This window comes from Rhodococcus sp. BP22 (genome assembly GCF_014281965.1).
Classification (GTDB): Bacteria; Actinomycetota; Actinomycetes; order Mycobacteriales; family Mycobacteriaceae; genus Rhodococcoides.
The window spans coordinates 293300-308632 of record NZ_JACFTB010000004.1; the positions used below are offsets into that span (position 1 = coordinate 293300).

Annotated in this window: 14 protein-coding genes; 7 read left to right on the top strand and 7 right to left on the bottom strand. The window is 62.6% G+C overall.

What is annotated here, in order from left to right:
• Positions 1-19: 19 nt before the first annotated feature.
• A complete protein-coding gene (gene crtI / locus H2510_RS10995; protein ID WP_186628498.1) occupies positions 20-1609 on the bottom strand; it encodes a phytoene desaturase family protein in 1590 nt (529 codons plus the stop codon).
• 80 nt (positions 1610-1689) lie between these two features.
• Positions 1690-2760, bottom strand: a complete 1071-nt coding sequence (locus H2510_RS11000; RefSeq protein ID WP_315901344.1) for a polyprenyl synthetase family protein — start codon at positions 2758-2760, stop codon at positions 1690-1692.
• A 191-nt stretch (positions 2761-2951) separates the two neighbouring features.
• Here H2510_RS11000 and metF point away from each other — a divergent pair, with 191 nt between their 5' ends.
• Positions 2952-3920 carry a methylenetetrahydrofolate reductase [NAD(P)H] gene (metF, locus tag H2510_RS11005; protein WP_186628350.1) on the top strand — a complete coding sequence of 323 codons (969 nt, stop codon included), beginning with the start codon at positions 2952-2954 and terminating at the stop codon, positions 3918-3920.
• A 24-nt stretch (positions 3921-3944) separates the two neighbouring features.
• Here metF and H2510_RS11010 read toward each other — a convergent pair whose 3' ends face one another.
• The 5 genes from H2510_RS11010 to H2510_RS11030 all read right to left on the bottom strand — a co-directional run bounded on the left by H2510_RS11010 (position 3945) and on the right by H2510_RS11030 (position 9038).
• Positions 3945-5162, bottom strand: coding sequence for a glycosyltransferase family A protein (locus tag H2510_RS11010; protein ID WP_315901327.1), 1218 nt, complete (start codon positions 5160-5162; stop codon positions 3945-3947).
• Between the two features lie 52 nt (positions 5163-5214).
• On the bottom strand, positions 5215-5865 hold the full coding sequence (locus tag H2510_RS11015; protein WP_176224994.1) for an LppM family (lipo)protein: 651 nt from the start codon (positions 5863-5865) through the stop codon (positions 5215-5217).
• A 97-nt stretch (positions 5866-5962) separates the two neighbouring features.
• Entirely contained in the window at positions 5963-6814 is an 852-nt protein-coding gene (locus H2510_RS11020; RefSeq protein WP_186628352.1) for a carotenoid biosynthesis protein, read from the bottom strand.
• Positions 6811-8421 carry an NAD(P)/FAD-dependent oxidoreductase gene (locus H2510_RS11025; protein WP_186628353.1) on the bottom strand — a complete coding sequence of 537 codons (1611 nt, stop codon included), beginning with the start codon at positions 8419-8421 and terminating at the stop codon, positions 6811-6813. The genes H2510_RS11020 and H2510_RS11025 overlap by 4 nt, the downstream gene beginning before the upstream one ends.
• Before the next feature lie 23 nt (positions 8422-8444).
• The gene (locus H2510_RS11030; protein WP_186628354.1) at positions 8445-9038 is read right to left on the bottom strand and encodes an N-acetyltransferase; all 594 of its coding nucleotides are present in this window, start codon (positions 9036-9038) and stop codon (positions 8445-8447) included.
• Positions 9039-9265: 227 nt separating this feature from the next.
• On the opposite strand from H2510_RS11030, the gene H2510_RS11035 reads away from it, so the two are divergent.
• From H2510_RS11035 to H2510_RS11060, 6 genes are all read left to right on the top strand, one after another.
• Positions 9266-9715 (top strand): SAV_6107 family HEPN domain-containing protein, encoded by a 450-nt coding sequence (locus tag H2510_RS11035; RefSeq protein ID WP_186628355.1) that lies wholly within the window; start codon positions 9266-9268, stop codon positions 9713-9715.
• A gap of 241 nt (positions 9716-9956) precedes the next feature.
• Positions 9957-10397 carry a DUF3040 domain-containing protein gene (locus tag H2510_RS11040; RefSeq protein ID WP_186628356.1) on the top strand — a complete coding sequence of 147 codons (441 nt, stop codon included), beginning with the start codon at positions 9957-9959 and terminating at the stop codon, positions 10395-10397.
• Between the two features lie 454 nt (positions 10398-10851).
• The gene (mraZ, locus tag H2510_RS11045) at positions 10852-11283 is read left to right on the top strand and encodes a division/cell wall cluster transcriptional repressor MraZ (RefSeq protein WP_136172025.1); all 432 of its coding nucleotides are present in this window, start codon (positions 10852-10854) and stop codon (positions 11281-11283) included.
• A gap of 326 nt (positions 11284-11609) precedes the next feature.
• Entirely contained in the window at positions 11610-12572 is a 963-nt protein-coding gene (rsmH, locus tag H2510_RS11050; RefSeq protein ID WP_315901345.1) for a 16S rRNA (cytosine(1402)-N(4))-methyltransferase RsmH, read from the top strand.
• Positions 12569-13297 carry a hypothetical protein gene (locus H2510_RS11055; RefSeq protein ID WP_261392857.1) on the top strand — a complete coding sequence of 243 codons (729 nt, stop codon included), beginning with the start codon at positions 12569-12571 and terminating at the stop codon, positions 13295-13297. The genes rsmH and H2510_RS11055 overlap by 4 nt, the downstream gene beginning before the upstream one ends.
• Before the next feature lie 110 nt (positions 13298-13407).
• On the top strand, positions 13408-15243 hold the full coding sequence (locus H2510_RS11060; RefSeq protein WP_261392889.1) for a penicillin-binding protein 2: 1836 nt from the start codon (positions 13408-13410) through the stop codon (positions 15241-15243).
• The last annotated feature ends 90 nt before the right edge of the window (positions 15244-15333 follow it).

The following is a 15333-nucleotide window of genomic DNA, read 5'->3' on the forward strand; positions in this document are numbered from 1 at the left end:
AATCCGCGATGGACCGGAGTCAGTTTAGAGCGTCGGCGGCTGTGTTCCGAACTACGGCCGATCCAGCCGACGCGTCGGCTGGGGTTCCCAGGATGCGTTCGGCCGCAAGTTTGCCTGAAACAAGAACCGTGGGCACACCGACACCCGGGGTGGTTCCCGACCCGGCCAACACCACGTTGTCGAGCCCTGCCACGAGATTCTTTCGTCGGAACGGGCCCGTCTGCCTGAACACGTGTGCCGAGGAGAACGGACTGCCGTGCAGCATTCCTTTATCGGCCCACGTCTGCGGAGTGTCGACATGGTCGATCGTCATGTCTGCGGTGAGACCCCGGTAGCCACGTCGTTCCAATTCGCCCTGCAATTCGCGCACATACGGCATAGCCAACGCGGCCCAGTGCAACGGCGCACCGTCGAGGTTCGGGCACGGTGCCAGTATCGACACCGGTTCGCACTGCACACCGTCACGGACCATCTGTAGTGATGGGTCGCTGACCCCCGGACGGGTGATGAGCAGTGACGGATCCTCCATCAGCTTTCCACGTCCACTGCGCGCGGTGATTCGCTGGAACGTGCTCGCCCACTGGGCTCCGAAATCGATCGTGTGATGTGACCTACTCGGCCACGATTCGGTGGACGAGATCGGGACGGTGCCGTGGAAGACGACCGCCGAAGGTGACACGACACCGTAGCCGCGTGATCTTCCCTTGGAGGTAACTCCCGCTCGATCCAGCAGTGCGTCCACGACAGGTAGATCCGGTGTGAGAACCACGGCGTCGCACTCGTAGGTTTCGCCGTCCGCAGTTTCGACGCCGGTGACTCGGCCACCGGCGACGATCAGAGCCGATACTTCTGCGCCGGTGCGAACCGAACCGCCGTTCCGGGAAAGTGCATCGGCCATCGACGCGGCGATCGTGGACATCCCGCCGACCGGGAAGTAGACGCCGAGCGAGGTATCCATATGTGCGATTGCGCCGTAGACAGCGAGAGCCTTCGCCGGAGCCATGCCTGCATAGAGTGCCTGGAAAGTGAACACCCGTCGAAGTCGCTCGTCTTTCAGGAACGATTCGACGCGGGGTCCGAGTCGACCGAAGCCACCGAGCCTGGTGAGGGTGGCCGTGTCTCGGAGTGCCGCTCTCGAGGACACCAGATCGAGCGGCGAATCGAAGTTGGAGTCGATGAACCGGTCGAACTCGGCCTCGAAGATGGAGGCGAGCCACTGTCGTAGTCGGAGATAGCCTGCCGCTTCCGTCGATCCGCACGTGCGCTCGACCTCTGCTGCCATCGCGCTCGGATCGGCAAACACGTCGATAGCGGTGCCATCGGCGTAGCGGGAGTGGTAGCTCGGAGACAGCGCGCTCAGCTGTATCGCCGGCGTTGTCGATTCGAAGGACTCACCGACCGCCGCCAACGCGTTCTCGATCAGGTTGGGCATCGTCAGGACACTCGCACCATTGTCGATGTCGTAGAGACGACTCCCGTCGGTGTCGCGGACCGTATAGGTCCCCACTCGGCCCCCGACCGAATCCTCGCGCTCCAAGACGATCACCTTTTTGCCTGCGCCGGCGAGATGCAGAGCAGCAGACAACCCCGCAAGTCCTGCGCCGACCACCACGACGGTCTCGACTGGGCCCGGTACGGTCCGGAGGCGATTTCGGTTGCGTGGCTGCTGAGACAATGTTCTCTACCGATCTAGTAGGTGCGCTGCGTTGCGGCTATGGACATTGCGCGTAATTGCGCGGCGGCGTGCGGTTCGACCGCACTCGTCTTCAGCGTGTCGAGTGCGCGGTTCGTGAGTTCGGAAATTCGGCGTTCGACATCCGCGACTGCTCCCAGTTCGATCAGCACCGTACGGATGATTTCGATGGTGTCCTCGGTCAGATCGACGACTCCGAGGCTCGACCTGAGCAGTGATCCCGCATCCGGCCTGTCTCGATCGGCGAGCTGTAAGGCCACTGCCATCAGGACTGTGCGTTTACCTTCTCGGATGTCGTCGCCGGATGGCTTGCCGGTGACTGCGGGATCGCCGAAGACACCGAGGAGGTCGTCACGAAGCTGGAAGGCGAGGCCGATGTCGGTGCCGAAGGATCGATATGCGTCGACGAGGCTCTCCGGTGCACCGGCCAACACGGCACCCAGCTGGAGTGGGCGTTCGACGGTGTACGCCGCGGTTTTGTAGCGATTGACCTGCATCGCTGCCTCCACGGATTCGTCGAGACCGGCTTCGGCTTCGATGTCGAGCAACTGACCGCCGAGCACTTCGGTGCGCATGGCCGACCACACCGGAGACACTCGCCCCATCGCTTCGTGTCCGATTCCGGATTCGCGAAGCATGTCGTCGGCCCAGCACAATGCCAGATCGCCGAGCAGGATCGCGGCAGATTCACCGAAGCGCTCGGAGGAGCCGGACCAGCCCGCCGCACGATGCCTCTCGGTGAAGCCGACGTGCACGGTGGGAAAGCCGCGGCGGGTGAGCGAAGCGTCGATGATGTCGTCGTGAATGAGCGCGCACGCTTGTATCAATTCCAGAGATGCGCAGGCACGGAGCACGGACGCGGCCTGCGGGCTGCGGTGATCGCCGCCTGCTCCGAGCCATGCCATCCAGCCGAACGAGGGCCGGATTCGCTTTCCACCACGCAATACGAAGGCTTCGAGGTCCGCGACGGCAGAACGGTAACCGCCGCCGACCCGGGCCACCTGGTCGCGTCGGGAATGGAAGAACTCGGCCAACGCGGACTCGACGAGTGCGACCGGCGCAGTGATCGCTTCGCGTAGGGCTGGGTCGGGGTCACTCGTTCGACGGGGCGCGGGAAGAGTCGAGTCTCTGGACAGGGGATCCTCCAGTCGAGTGCGGGGTGTGGGTGTATCACTTTCACACTAGCCGTCACCGATGATCGATCTCCCTATCGTGAGCCTCCTGTCACCGGAGTTTCCGACGAAACTATGATGTGCCCGTGACATCAGATGCCGTCAGGGGGCGGTCGAGTGAGGGGTGGGTCACCCGAACCCCATCGATAGTCGATCGTCTACGGACATCGACGGAGTCGAAGATTCCATTTTCGGTCGAGTTCTCCCCACCGCGGGACGAGGCCGCGGAGGCGAGGCTGTGGCGTGCAGTCCGCGAATTCGAGCAGATGCAGCCGGCGTTCGTGTCCATGACGTACGGCGCAGGCGGTTCGACCCGAGACCGCACCGTCCGAGTAACGGGAGATATCTCCGAAAACACGACGCTGCTGCCGGTGGCGCACCTGACCGCGGTGTCTCACAGTATCGACGAACTTCGATCGATGGTCGGCGCTTACGCAGACCGTGGGATCTCCAACATACTGGTGCTGCGCGGCGATCCCCCGGGGGATCCGCTCGGCGATTGGACCAAGCACCCCCAGGGTGTCGAATATGCAGAGGAGCTCGTCAGCCTCGTCCGTGAGCTCGGAGATTTTCACGTCGGCGTCGCGTCGTTCCCCGAGGGGCACTACCGGGCAGTCGATCTCGAACAGGACACGCGTGTCCTGGTGAACAAACTTCGCGCCGGGGCCGAATACTCGATAACGCAGATGTTCTTCGACGTCGAAGACTATCTGCGGTTGCGCGATCGCGTTGCGGCGTTCGACCCCGAGCAGGCGTGCAAGCCCATCATTCCCGAGATCATGCCGATCACCTCGCTCCGAACGGTCCGTCGGGCTCTGTCCCTGTCGGGTTCGGCGCTTCCCAGCGATATCGACGATCGCTTCACCAGAGCGGCCGGGACCGGTGCCGAAGAAGACCGAGCTGCGGTTCGCGAAGTCGGAATCGAATTGGCGACGTCGATGTGCGAGCGTCTCATCGCCGAGGGCGCGCCGGCACTGCATTTCATCACTCTGAACTTCGCGCGTGCGACGCGGGAAGTGCTGACCAATCTGGGACTGTGCGCAGCGCGCGTGTGACCTGGATCTGCAGCCGGTCGGCTTCTAGGAACGTCCCTCGATCGCCGGGGATTCTTCCTCGGCGATCAGTGGGCGCTGCTTCCACATCAGGTTTCCGCGCCTGTGCGACCGATGCGAATCGATCGTGAGCCAGAGATAGCCGGCCACGGACAGCGGATGGGCGCTCGACTCGACAGCACAGCGAAGAACGTCGGTCGATCGGCCGGGCATGTCTGCAGATTCGACTTGTGCGGCAGCGAGTCTCGACAGCACTGCTGCGCCGTAGCCGATCCTGCCCCACCGCCGAACCGCACCCGATCCCACCAGAGCTGCGACCGGTGGAAGCAAGTACATCACCGAGACCGCGGACAGCACTGCGATCGAGCCTCCGGTACCACCGAATGCGTTCCACAGCCAGCGTGAATATCCTGCGCGGAGATCGTTCACACCGTCGTACATACGGCATTCGACCAGACCGGCCCCCGAGACGAGAATTGTGCCCCGTCCGCTGCGACGCAGGGCGCGAGCAATATCGAGATCCTCGGTCACGCTTGCTGCCACCGACTCGTGCCCACCGATGTCGCGGTACGCAGCCGCGTCGAACATCATGAACTGTCCGCACGAAACGGTAGTCGACGGACGGAGCGAACCGTTGGCGAGCCGAATCGGTAGCGTCGACATCCACGAGAAGCCGAGTAGCGGTTGTACCAGATGTTCGACGACGCTTTCGCTGATCTGCTTCGGCCATGGACATACCAATGCAGCGTCGTAGCGACGCAATGTCGACGCTGCTGCCGCGATCGCGTCCTCGGCGAGACGAACGTCGGCGTCGACGAACACGATCGCGTCGAGATGATCGCTCATCTCGAACGCGAGACCGGCAAGGGTCCGGCACGCTGCCGCCTTGCCTGTCCACCCAGGAGGTGGCTCGGCACACGATTCGACGACGTGGACTCGGGCGTCGTCGCCGGCAGCTGCTCGGGCTGCTGCGAGGGTGTCATCCGACGAACCGTCGTCGAGTATCAGAATCCGAAGATCACGGCACCGTCGCTGAGCCCGGAGGTCCGCAATGAGCAAGGGGAGTTGTTCTTGTTCGTTGCGGGCGGGAACGCAGACCACGATCGATTCGTGGACGTCGGAATCGGTTGCGCGGGACAGGCGAGGCACTGTGACGGCGTTGAAGACCGAGATGGCCGCCGTCGATACCGAGAGCACCGCGCCGACAGCAGTCGCTCCGGCGATCACTCGGCCGGCGGTAGTCACGATCGATTCCTTGCTGACAACGATGCTCACGGTGCGGCGTTCAGCCTGCGGCCTACTTCTTCGACTCGACGAGGCGCACCGGAGGGTTCCTGGTCACCCAGGCCATGGCTCCGACGATCGCTGCGATACCCACAGTGACGCCCCCCACGATGCCGGCCCAGCCCGCGAAACTGCGGGTGTTGGGATCGGGATAGTTGACCTCGGCTCGCATGCTCGTCACCTCGCCCGCGGGCAACTTCCAGGTGATGATGTTGTCCCCTTCACGGGTGCCGTTGGTCGTCCCGATTCGAGCGGGAAACGCGATGGTGAACTGAACATCGGTGCCCTGCTTGGGGACCGTCTGCAAATCGGCCTTGCCTTCGAGCGTCACGGTGTCGCCCGCTCGCTGCATCACCAGCTGGTAGCTCCCCGTCGCTTGATCCGACATGGAACCGAGGGTTTGAAGGTCGCCGAAGGAGAGATCGCTGAAACGTGCTTGGCTGCCGACGTATCCGTCCTGCTTGTATTCCGCGACCCGGATCTTGCTCGCGAGCGAAGACGGAGGCGTGAGCACCGGGCCGGTGTCGGTATCGGATGTCGGTATCGTCGCGGCCACGATCTGCCCCGACACGCGGTCGTCGGCAGAGACACCCATCGACACCTGTACCCGGAGGCAACCGGCCAACATCGGCGCTACGAACAGCGCTAATGCGAGGGCGGACATAATTCGACGGTTACGGGTACCTGCACGGAATGTCGACTGCACGTTCGACATCGTGCCAGACGTACGACGCCGTCTGTGCCAGGGAGCCGAAAGAACGTCACCGAGTCCGCGTGCGACCTCGAGGTTCGGTGGTCGGTTTTCTCGAAGTTGTCCATCTCGAAGTCGCCCAAGTCCATACGAGCGGAACTCCGACGACGCCCATCGCGAAAAATCCGTAGACGGCCGAGTATCGAAGTTCCGGTCCGGTCAGAAGCGCAGCGTGAGCAAGCGCCGAGCCGAGCCACGTCCAGGCGAACAGCACCAGAGGAGCGGTGTCGGAAATCGGTGACAGCGTGGTGCGGTCAGCTCGGAACCGGCGCCCCAGAGTATCGACGATCAGCGCCATGACGGCTGCGGTGACAAACCACCCTAGATAGTTGCTCACCGGAATCGAGGGGATTCCGGGTAGTCCGGCGATCGGAGACGTCCAGGTCCACTGCCCATCGGTCACCATCTGCGTGTCGAGGTAGAGATCCCATCCGACCATCCCGACGGCGGTGATCACGACGCGGTGAATTCTTCGACGCTCCGGAGAGATCGACGATCGTTGCAATACATAGGAGACCGCGCACCAGATCGGATAGAACCCTGCCGTCCACGCAAGTGGGACCACCGCGGGCACGCCCACGATGTCGGGGCCCAGTCGATCTGTTGCATATCCATAGCTTCCAAAAGGAAACCCCGTTGCAGTTCCGACTATTTCGGCGATCAGGCCGAGCCCGGCAGTAGTCGCGAACAGCATCAGAGCCCACCCGACACCGCGTGACAAGGCGGCGTGTACGAGCGCGGACGACGCGAGGAGGACGACGACGGCGACGGTGACGACATCGCGTCGCGACCCGGTCACGAGGGGGTACGAAATCTGGGCCAGTATTGCGGCACCCGCGAGTGCCATGACGAACCTGTTCATCGTCTTCGGTTCCCGATCCAGCGGCGGAGTCTGCCGGCCCGTGCGTCGGCCAGGGCGATTCGGGCCGCACTCCGCCCGCTCGCCGCGGATACGCCGCCACCCGGGTGGGTCGAGGCACCAGTCAAATACATTCCTGGAGCTCCAGGCACTCGGTATCCGGCGAGCTGGGGGACCGGTCGCCACATCATCATCTGATCGAGTGACATCTCGACGTGCATGATGTTTCCCCCGATCAAACCGAGCTCCCTTTCGATATCGACGGGTGACTGGACATGTCGGTCGAGCACGGACGCGCTGAAGCCCGGTGCGTAGGACTCGAGCTCGGCGACAATTCGGTCCGCCTCTAGCTCGGCGAGATCGTCGGCACGTACCTGGTCCGATTTACGCCACTGGCGTCCTCCGGACAGGGTGTGGGGCTGCCACTGTGACCACAGTGAAATCTGATGTTGACCTGCGGGTGCAACGGTGGGATCGATCGCGGTGAACGACATGCCGAGTACCGCAGGCCTCGGTGGGAGTTCACCTGCAGATGCAGACCCATGGGCCAGACGCAGATGTGCACGGTCGCGAACCAACATCTGTAGACCCGTTGTCGCGTCGGAATCGGCCGCTGCGCTCGAATACTGCGGCAGCGAGTCGGTGGCGAGACGGACTGCCATCCCGATACCGGGGCCGACCCGAATGTGTCGGCGCCAGGCTTCGATCGCCCGAGGATCGTGGCCGCCTGCCGCAAGAAGATCGAGGGTCGTCAGAATGTGACAGCCTGCGATGACCATTCGGCTACGGATCGATCGTCCAGAAGATGTCGTGGTGGTCCACTGCCCATCTCTCGGCGACACTGCCTCGACCGCGTCGCCGAGGGCCACCGACCCGCCCGTAGCTGTCAGCCGAGCAACGAGGGCCTCGGTGAGTGCGCCGCTTCCGCCGATCGCACGCCCGGGCGGAAGTGTGTGCATCAAGGCCGCAAAGCCCACCATGGGGGCAGTGCCGGGCTCGGACATGGGTGGTCCAGATTGCGCTCCGAACCACGCCAGCGCAGCTTTCAGGCGTTCACTGGTGAACAACGCATCGAGCAGAGCGTCACCGGTAGTGAGAAATTCTCGAGACAATGCGCTTCCGCCGTCGGGGGCGTCGAGACCCCAGAAGGAGCGAAGCAAGCCTGGGCCGGTGGGTGGGGAGGAGAACGCACGCATGGTCCTCGCGCTTCGTGGTCCCCACACTGCAACGAACTGCCGGTAGGCGATCGCATCGGCGGTCCCGCAGGACCGAGCGATCGACTCGCATGTTCGGTCGAGGTCGCGATGGAAGACCAACGCTTCCTCATTGGAGTTCGGGGCTCCTGGAGCGAAAGCCCACGGATCACACTCGGCGTAGCGCAGGCCGTAACTGGCGAGATCGAGTTCTTCGATTACTCCGGTATGACGCACCATGATGTGCGCAGACGACCCGCGGTCCACGCGGTGTCCTGGGAATCTCTCCACGGACGACACCGCGCCGCCGGCGATCGTGTCTCGTTCGAGCACCTCGACGGACAGCCCAGCTGCAGCGAGATAGCAAGCCGAGGTCAAAGCATTATGGCCGGAGCCGACTACCACAGCGTCGATCACCGGTCCAGGCTATAGGTCGTCCTTCATTCGAACGGCAGTGCGTGACCCAGCACGGCGAACGGCCGTCGATCGCCAGAAAACATGAAGTCGCGCAGCACATCCTCGAATCCGAGTCGCCGGTACAACCGCCAGGCGCGGTTTTCCTCTTGCTCGACCTCTGGGGTGGACAGAAGCACGCTCTTTTCGGGTCGATCCTGTAGAAGTCTGCGCGTGAGTGCGCGGCCGAGTCCATGGCCCTGGGCACTCGGTGCGACGTGCAGTTCTGTCAACTCGAAGTAGTCGTCGAGTACTCCGTCGATGTACTCGTCGGTGTGCCCGGATCTGTGCAGCCCGTCGCGCACCTGTTGATGCCACCAATGATTTCGAGCTCCGTGATAGCCGTATGCCACGGCGACCAGGGGTGCATCAGGGGTGGGGAGCACTGCTCCGACTCCCCGCCAGCCGGGCCGCGACAGATGCTCGATCCACATGGGAGCGCGGTGGTACTCGGTGCCTTGGGGGTAGCCCATGGCCGCTACGTAAATGGCCAGAGCTTCGGGGAGGCGGCGACGAATTTCCTGAGGGGAAAGGTCGACGAGATAGGGGGTCGTTTCCGCATCGGTAGCGACTGTTCTCAACCTTTCCTTGACTACTTGTCGGTGGGCGCAGTTATATTGAATATGTCGAACGAATGTTCGATGTCGGCGATCCGGCGAAGAGCTCGAGGGAAGCGAGACTCGCCGGGTTCCGACCTTAGAGCTTCATCGTTGTCCGGGCGTGTCGGTGGTACCTAATCCGTACCACCGAATCCGAAGTACCCGATCGGACGACCGCGTGAGGCGAATCGAACGGGAGGTGTTCGAGTATGGCTGCCAAAGTTCTCCGTGCTGACGTACGTCCGCCGGTATCGCCTCGCGCCAGAGCGTTGCTCGGTCGAGCGGATGCGCTGCTGTCCGGGTCGGTGGGCGCCGCGGATGCCACCGAGATGTTTCTCGACTGCTATATGGCGGCTCTGCGCGGCGCGGCAGCGGTACTGGAGGCCACCCCGATCGCCGCATCGCGAGTGCGCTCGCGAAGTGCCTGGGTGCTGATGGCAAAGGCGGCGCCCGCCCTCGATTCCTGGGCCGAGTACTTTTCCGGCTTCTCGGCGACCAGAGCGGCCGTCCAGGCGGGCTTGCGCCGATCGATCGACGAGAACGACACCGACGAGTTCTACCGCGAAGTAGGTCGATTCCTTCAGGTAGTGGAGGAGTACATCGGAGCCGATTCACGACTCGACAGACAGGAAGTCCGTCCGCATTCGATGTCTGCTTGAGCGCGGTGTTCTTCGTCGGTCGGCCTCTGGCGCCTGCCGCAGCTACTGCAGATCTGCGACTTCCGAGTGCCGATTGTGGCGTTGGGCTGGGGAACTTCGAACATTCTCAGGAACACATATCGCGAGTAGGTGGTAAGCAGGCGATTCTGCTCGTATTATCGACAGTAGGTAGCCGCCAAGGTCAGCTTCCCGTCGTTTCGGACCCGAAATGACTTTCAATTTCTGTTCAGGGGGAGGTACCGTGCCACTCTCCGAGCACGAGCAGCGCATGCTCGATCAAATCGAGAGCGCTCTCTACGCCGAGGATCCCAAATTCGCCTCGCACGTACGAAGCGGACGCATGCGTACGGCATCGAGCAAACGCCGTTTTCAAGCGGCCGCATTGTTCGCGTTGGGGCTTGTTCTTCTGATCGCCGGGGTGGCTCTGCCATTCAAGCCCGGCGGTTTTCCTGTGATAAGCCTCGTCGGCTTCGTTCTGATGTTCGGGGCAGGCGTGCTGTTTCTTCTCGGCGGATCACGCAAAGCTGCAACGCCGTCCAACGGCGACGCATCGAGTGTGAGCGGATCCAATTCCGGGTCCGGTCCGAGGAGCTCGGGGCAGAAGTCCAAGTCTGCCCGTAAAGGCGGAGGCTTCGCGTCGCGCATGGAAGATCGGTTCCGGCGGCGGTTCGAGCAGGAGTGAACACTGTGCGCGCGATTGCAGTCTGATGGACTCGATCGTTGCCCGCAGCGGTTGACGACACAGAACGCGCGGCACCAGAACGCGTGATGCTGAAGAACGCGAAAGCGGTGTTCCATCGAGAGGTGGGGCGCCGCTTTTTTGCTGCCTACATCGCTTTCGCCCCACGGGCCGAGGCTGAACCTGTGAATCCCCACTTGGCCCCACCGCCACCCGTTCGGCGATTCGTACACCTCGGGACATGGATCCGAACTGCAGTTTCGTTGGTTCAGCTCACGCAGAAGAGTCCTGGATCCGAGCCAGGCGCGCCGACGGCATAAATCCTCCCCACAGCCATCCACCGCTTTGAGCTGCGCTTTTGTGCGGACGATGACAAATGAATCCTCGTCAGGGATTGATAGTGGGGGGAAGTGGGGTAAAGTGGTGGACAGCGAAGGGTTCAGGTAGGAGGTGTCGAGTGTTCCTCGGTACCTACACGCCAAAGCTCGACGACAAGGGTCGGTTGACATTGCCCGCGAAGTTCCGCGAAGCGCTTTCTGGAGGTGTGATGGTGAGCAAAGGTCAGGATCACAGCCTCGCTGTCTACACCCCGGAGGAGTTCTCCGAGCGGGTTCGCAAGCTCACCGAAGCCTCGCGCTCGAATCCCGTCGCACGTGCGTACATAAGGCAGTTGGGTGCCGGCACCGACGAGCAGCAGCTCGACGGGCAGGGGCGGATCATGATCAGCGCCGATCATCGGCGCTACGCGAATCTTGGGCGCGAAGTCGTCGTCAACGGTTCCATCGAGTTCATCGAGATCTGGAACAAAGAGTCCTGGACTCGTTACTCGGCGGAAAGCGAGCAGAGCTTCTCCGACGCCTTCGACGAATCCCTCGGAGGGATTATGTAGCGCCACTAATTCACCGCCGAGTGCCGCGAGGCCTCTGCCCGATCAGAACCCTGACGTTCTTCCCCAACGCCAGGTTTCACAGATCAGGATCCTGACGTTCTTCCCCAACGCCAGGATCCCTATCGGACAGGGACCTCGAAGCATTCGACACAGTTCATCTCTTCGATCCGCTCGCCGAGCACAAGGTGCGCCAAGCAAGACCGGGAGGAATCATTGTGGAAGGCGAGTCTCAGCCGCCCGCCCCGGACAACCTTCCTGACGGCCCTGGAAATACAGCAGGACCGTCGCAGGGATCCAATGCATCGAGTACCCCTCGTGCCAAGCATATTCCGGTTCGATTAGGCCGAGCCGACGAACTGCTGGGTCCAGCGTTGACCGCAGTAGGCCCCGGTGGAGAAGGCAGCGTCATGATCGACGCCACCCTCGGGCTCGGTGGCCACTCCGAACACTTTTTGCGAACCTATCCCGGTGTCCGTCTTATCGGTCTCGACCGGGATCCGGCCGCTCTCGAACTCGCGAGTCGGCGCCTGTCCGAATTCTCCGACAGGACAACGTTCGTACATACGACGTACGACGGAATCGGTGCCGCGCTCGAAGAGGCAGGTCTTCCCGAGTACGAGTCCGTACATGCCATTCTCTTCGATCTCGGTGTTTCGTCGATGCAGTTGGACGAGGCCGAACGTGGATTCGCCTACTCGATAGACGCGCCTCTGGACATGCGCATGGACTCGACGGTGGGAATTACCGCCGCGGACATCCTCAATACCTACAGCCATGGCGACATCGCGCGGGTGCTCAGTACCTATGGTGAAGAGCGGTTCGCGGGTCGTATCGCATCGGCGATCCTTCGTCGTCGGGCGATCACACCTTTCACCACGAGCGGTGCCCTGGTGGAACTTCTCTACGAGTCGATTCCGGCAGCGACGCGTCGCACGGGCGGGCATCCTGCCAAACGCACCTTTCAAGCTCTGCGCATCGAGGTCAATGGTGAGCTGGATTCGCTGGAGAAGGCAGTGCCTGCCGGTCTGGATGCTCTCTCGATCGGCGGACGAGTGGTCTTCATGTCCTACCAGTCGCTCGAAGATCGAGTAGTGAAGAAAGAGCTTGCTCCTCGGGTCAAATCTCGTAGCCCAGAGGGCCTTCCGGTGGAGCTCCCCGGGATGGGTCCTGAGTTCGCACTGCTCACCCGAGGTGCCGAACGCGCCTCGGAACAAGAAATCGAAGACAACCCGCGTTCGGCGCCTGTGCGCCTACGTGCAGCCGAGCGCATCGCAAGGAGAGCGGCATGACAATCACCGCGGGTTCGGCAGGAACTCGACGTACGCGTCGAACACGAGCGACCTCGACGGAGACTGGTGCTGCACGCTCCGGTGCTGCCTTGCGCGCCTACGAGCGTCGTCAGCAGCGAGCCACGGTGCACTCCGGGGACGCCGCGACTACCAGTCACGGCGCTGCTCGTTCATCTCTGTCCGGGGCGTCGATGACGGCCCGCATTCCGTTCGTCGCTCTGATAATCGGACTGTTGTCGCTCGGGCTCGGCCTGACGCTGCTTCTGACGACTCGGTCGGCGGGGGATTCCTATGACCTGTCCGACGCCAAGGCGTACAACGAGGGACTCGTGCAGGAGCGTGCCTCGCTTCAACGCGACGTCGAATTGGCAGACTCGGCACCGGAACTCGCTAGGCGTGCCGCTGAGATGGGGATGGTACCGGCGGGGAATGTTGCACGTCTCGTCGTGGCGCCCGATGGTTCCGTGCAGGTGATCGGGACGCCGGCTCCAGCGGAAGGCAAGCCGGTAGCGCCCTTGGATCCGCCGGATTCGCAAAGTGTTTCGCCTACACAGTCACCCCCCTCGGTCACTCCGCGTTCGGCTTCTTCTCCCACACGTCCGACACCCGCCACGCCGAACACATCCATTGACGCTCGTGCCGGGGCTCTCGGTGAACAATTGGTTCCCATGAGTACCCAGTCGGAAAGTCCGTCGCCGGATAACGCGTCGGGTAGTCGGCAGTGACACGGCCGACCACCGGAACAGCTGGACGTCCACGGCCGACACGTCGAGCACCGGGGGTCGGCGCACGAGACGGCGCCAGGAGGCCCGCGACTCGATCATCAGGGTCGTCCCTGCCGCCTCGGAACCCTCGCCGCGGGCGCTTCGACGCGTCTTCCTTCGGTTTTCGGAGCGGGTTCGGTCGAGTTCTGATGTTCGGTGTGCTCGCACTCGTTGCGCTGCAACTCTTGTGGATCATGGGGGTCGATGGGACTCGGTTGTCGGCAGAGGCGGCTTCGCAACGCACGACGACGCTTGTCGATCCTGCGACCAGAGGCGCAATCACTGATCGCAACGGCAAGCCGATCGCGTTCACGATGGAGGCCAAAGCGCTGACGTTCCAGCCGGTTCGTGTTCGGAAGGAATTGGACGAGGCGCGAGCGAAGGATCCGACCGAGCCCGAAACCGACGATCGGTTGAAGGCCATTGCTGCCGGACTTCATGATGAACTCGGTGACATTGCGAGCGAGAAGGACATCCTCGCGAAGCTGAAGAGCAACGACACCTTCACTTACCTCGTGCGTGGAGTCGATTCGACGGTCGCAACCAAGATCAGCAAGGAATTCGAAGAAGTAGGACTGGAAAGACAGGACATCCGTGAATACCCGGGTGGATCGCTCGCCGCGAACATGGTGGGGGCAACGGGTTACGACGGACACGGTCTGCTGGGGCTGGAAGATTCGCTCGATTCCACTCTCGCAGGAACCGATGGATCTCAGACGTACGACCGCGGGTCCGACGGCGCGGTCATTCCGGGCAGCTGGCGTGACAAGCAACCCGCCGTGAACGGCTCGAGCGTCGAATTGACGATCGACGCCGATCTTCAGTACTACGTGCAGCAGCAGGTGCAGTTGGCGAAGGATCTGTCCGGTGCGAAGGATGCTTCCGCTTTTGTGCAGGATGTGCGCACCGGTGAGGTTCTCGCCATGTCGAACGACAACACCTTCAACCCAGGTATCGGGGTCGGCAACAACGACAAGAACAAGCAGATGGGCAACCTCCCGGTCACGACCCCCTTCGAGCCCGGTTCGGTGAACAAGATCATCACTGCGGCGGCTGCGATCGAATACGGTCTGACAACGCCGGACGAGGTTCTGCAGGTACCTGGAAATATCTTCATGTCCGGCGTCTCGGTCAAGGATGCGTGGGAGCATGGGGTAGCGCCTTACACGACGACAGGCGTGTTCGGGAAGTCTTCCAATGTCGGGACTTTGATTCTCGCGCAACGTGTCGGCGAAGATCGATACGCGGACATGTTGTCCCGCTTCGGCTTGGGGCAACGTAGCAACGTCGGTTTACCGTACGAAAGTGCCGGCAGCGTCCCGAGCCGCGACCAATGGTCGGGCGGCACATTTGCCAACCTTCCTATTGGACAGGGTTTGTCCATGACACTGCTCCAGATGACGGCCATGTATCAGGCCATCGCCAATGACGGGGTGCGGATCCCACCACGAATCATTCGTTCGACGACGGGTCCGAGCGGAGACACTACCGAGACCGAGCAGCCGGAGGGCGTGTACGTCGTCAGTCCGCAGACGGCATCGACCGTCCGTGACATGTTTCGCTCCGTCACACAGGACGACACCGGCAATCAACGGGGAACCGGGGTCGCGGCCGGTGTGCCCGGCTACCAGATCAGCGGCAAGACCGGTACGGCGCAGCAGGTCGACCCGGAGTGCAAGTGCTACTCGAACTCGAACTACTGGATCACGTTCGCGGGGATCGCGCCCGCCGATGATCCTCGGTACGTGATCGGAATCATGCTCGACGCACCGTCCCGGAGTGCCGACGGATCCGGTGGTCAGTCTGCCGCGCCGCTTTTCCACAACATCGCTAGCTGGATGCTTCAGCGTGACAGCGTGCCACTGTCGGCCGATCCCGGACGCAAACTGGTTCTGCAGGCCGACTGACATGATTACCTTCTGCTCTGTGATCGCGATCGACGAATCGGACCAACTCCCGATTCGGGTCCGGGTGCACTCGCCGGTAACCTAACTCGT

Bases quoted from the DNA above. Each gene is read 5' to 3' on its own strand.
- H2510_RS11015 (WP_176224994.1), bottom strand. From the start codon at position 5,865: ATGTCCGCCCTCGCATTAGCGCTGTTCGTAGCGCCGATGTTGGCCGGT.
- H2510_RS11020 (WP_186628352.1), bottom strand. From the start codon at position 6,814: ATGAACAGGTTCGTCATGGCACTCGCGGGTGCCGCAATACTGGCCCAG.
- H2510_RS11035 (WP_186628355.1), top strand. From the start codon at position 9,266: ATGGCTGCCAAAGTTCTCCGTGCTGACGTACGTCCGCCGGTATCGCCT.
- H2510_RS11055 (WP_261392857.1), top strand. From the start codon at position 12,569: ATGACAATCACCGCGGGTTCGGCAGGAACTCGACGTACGCGTCGAACA.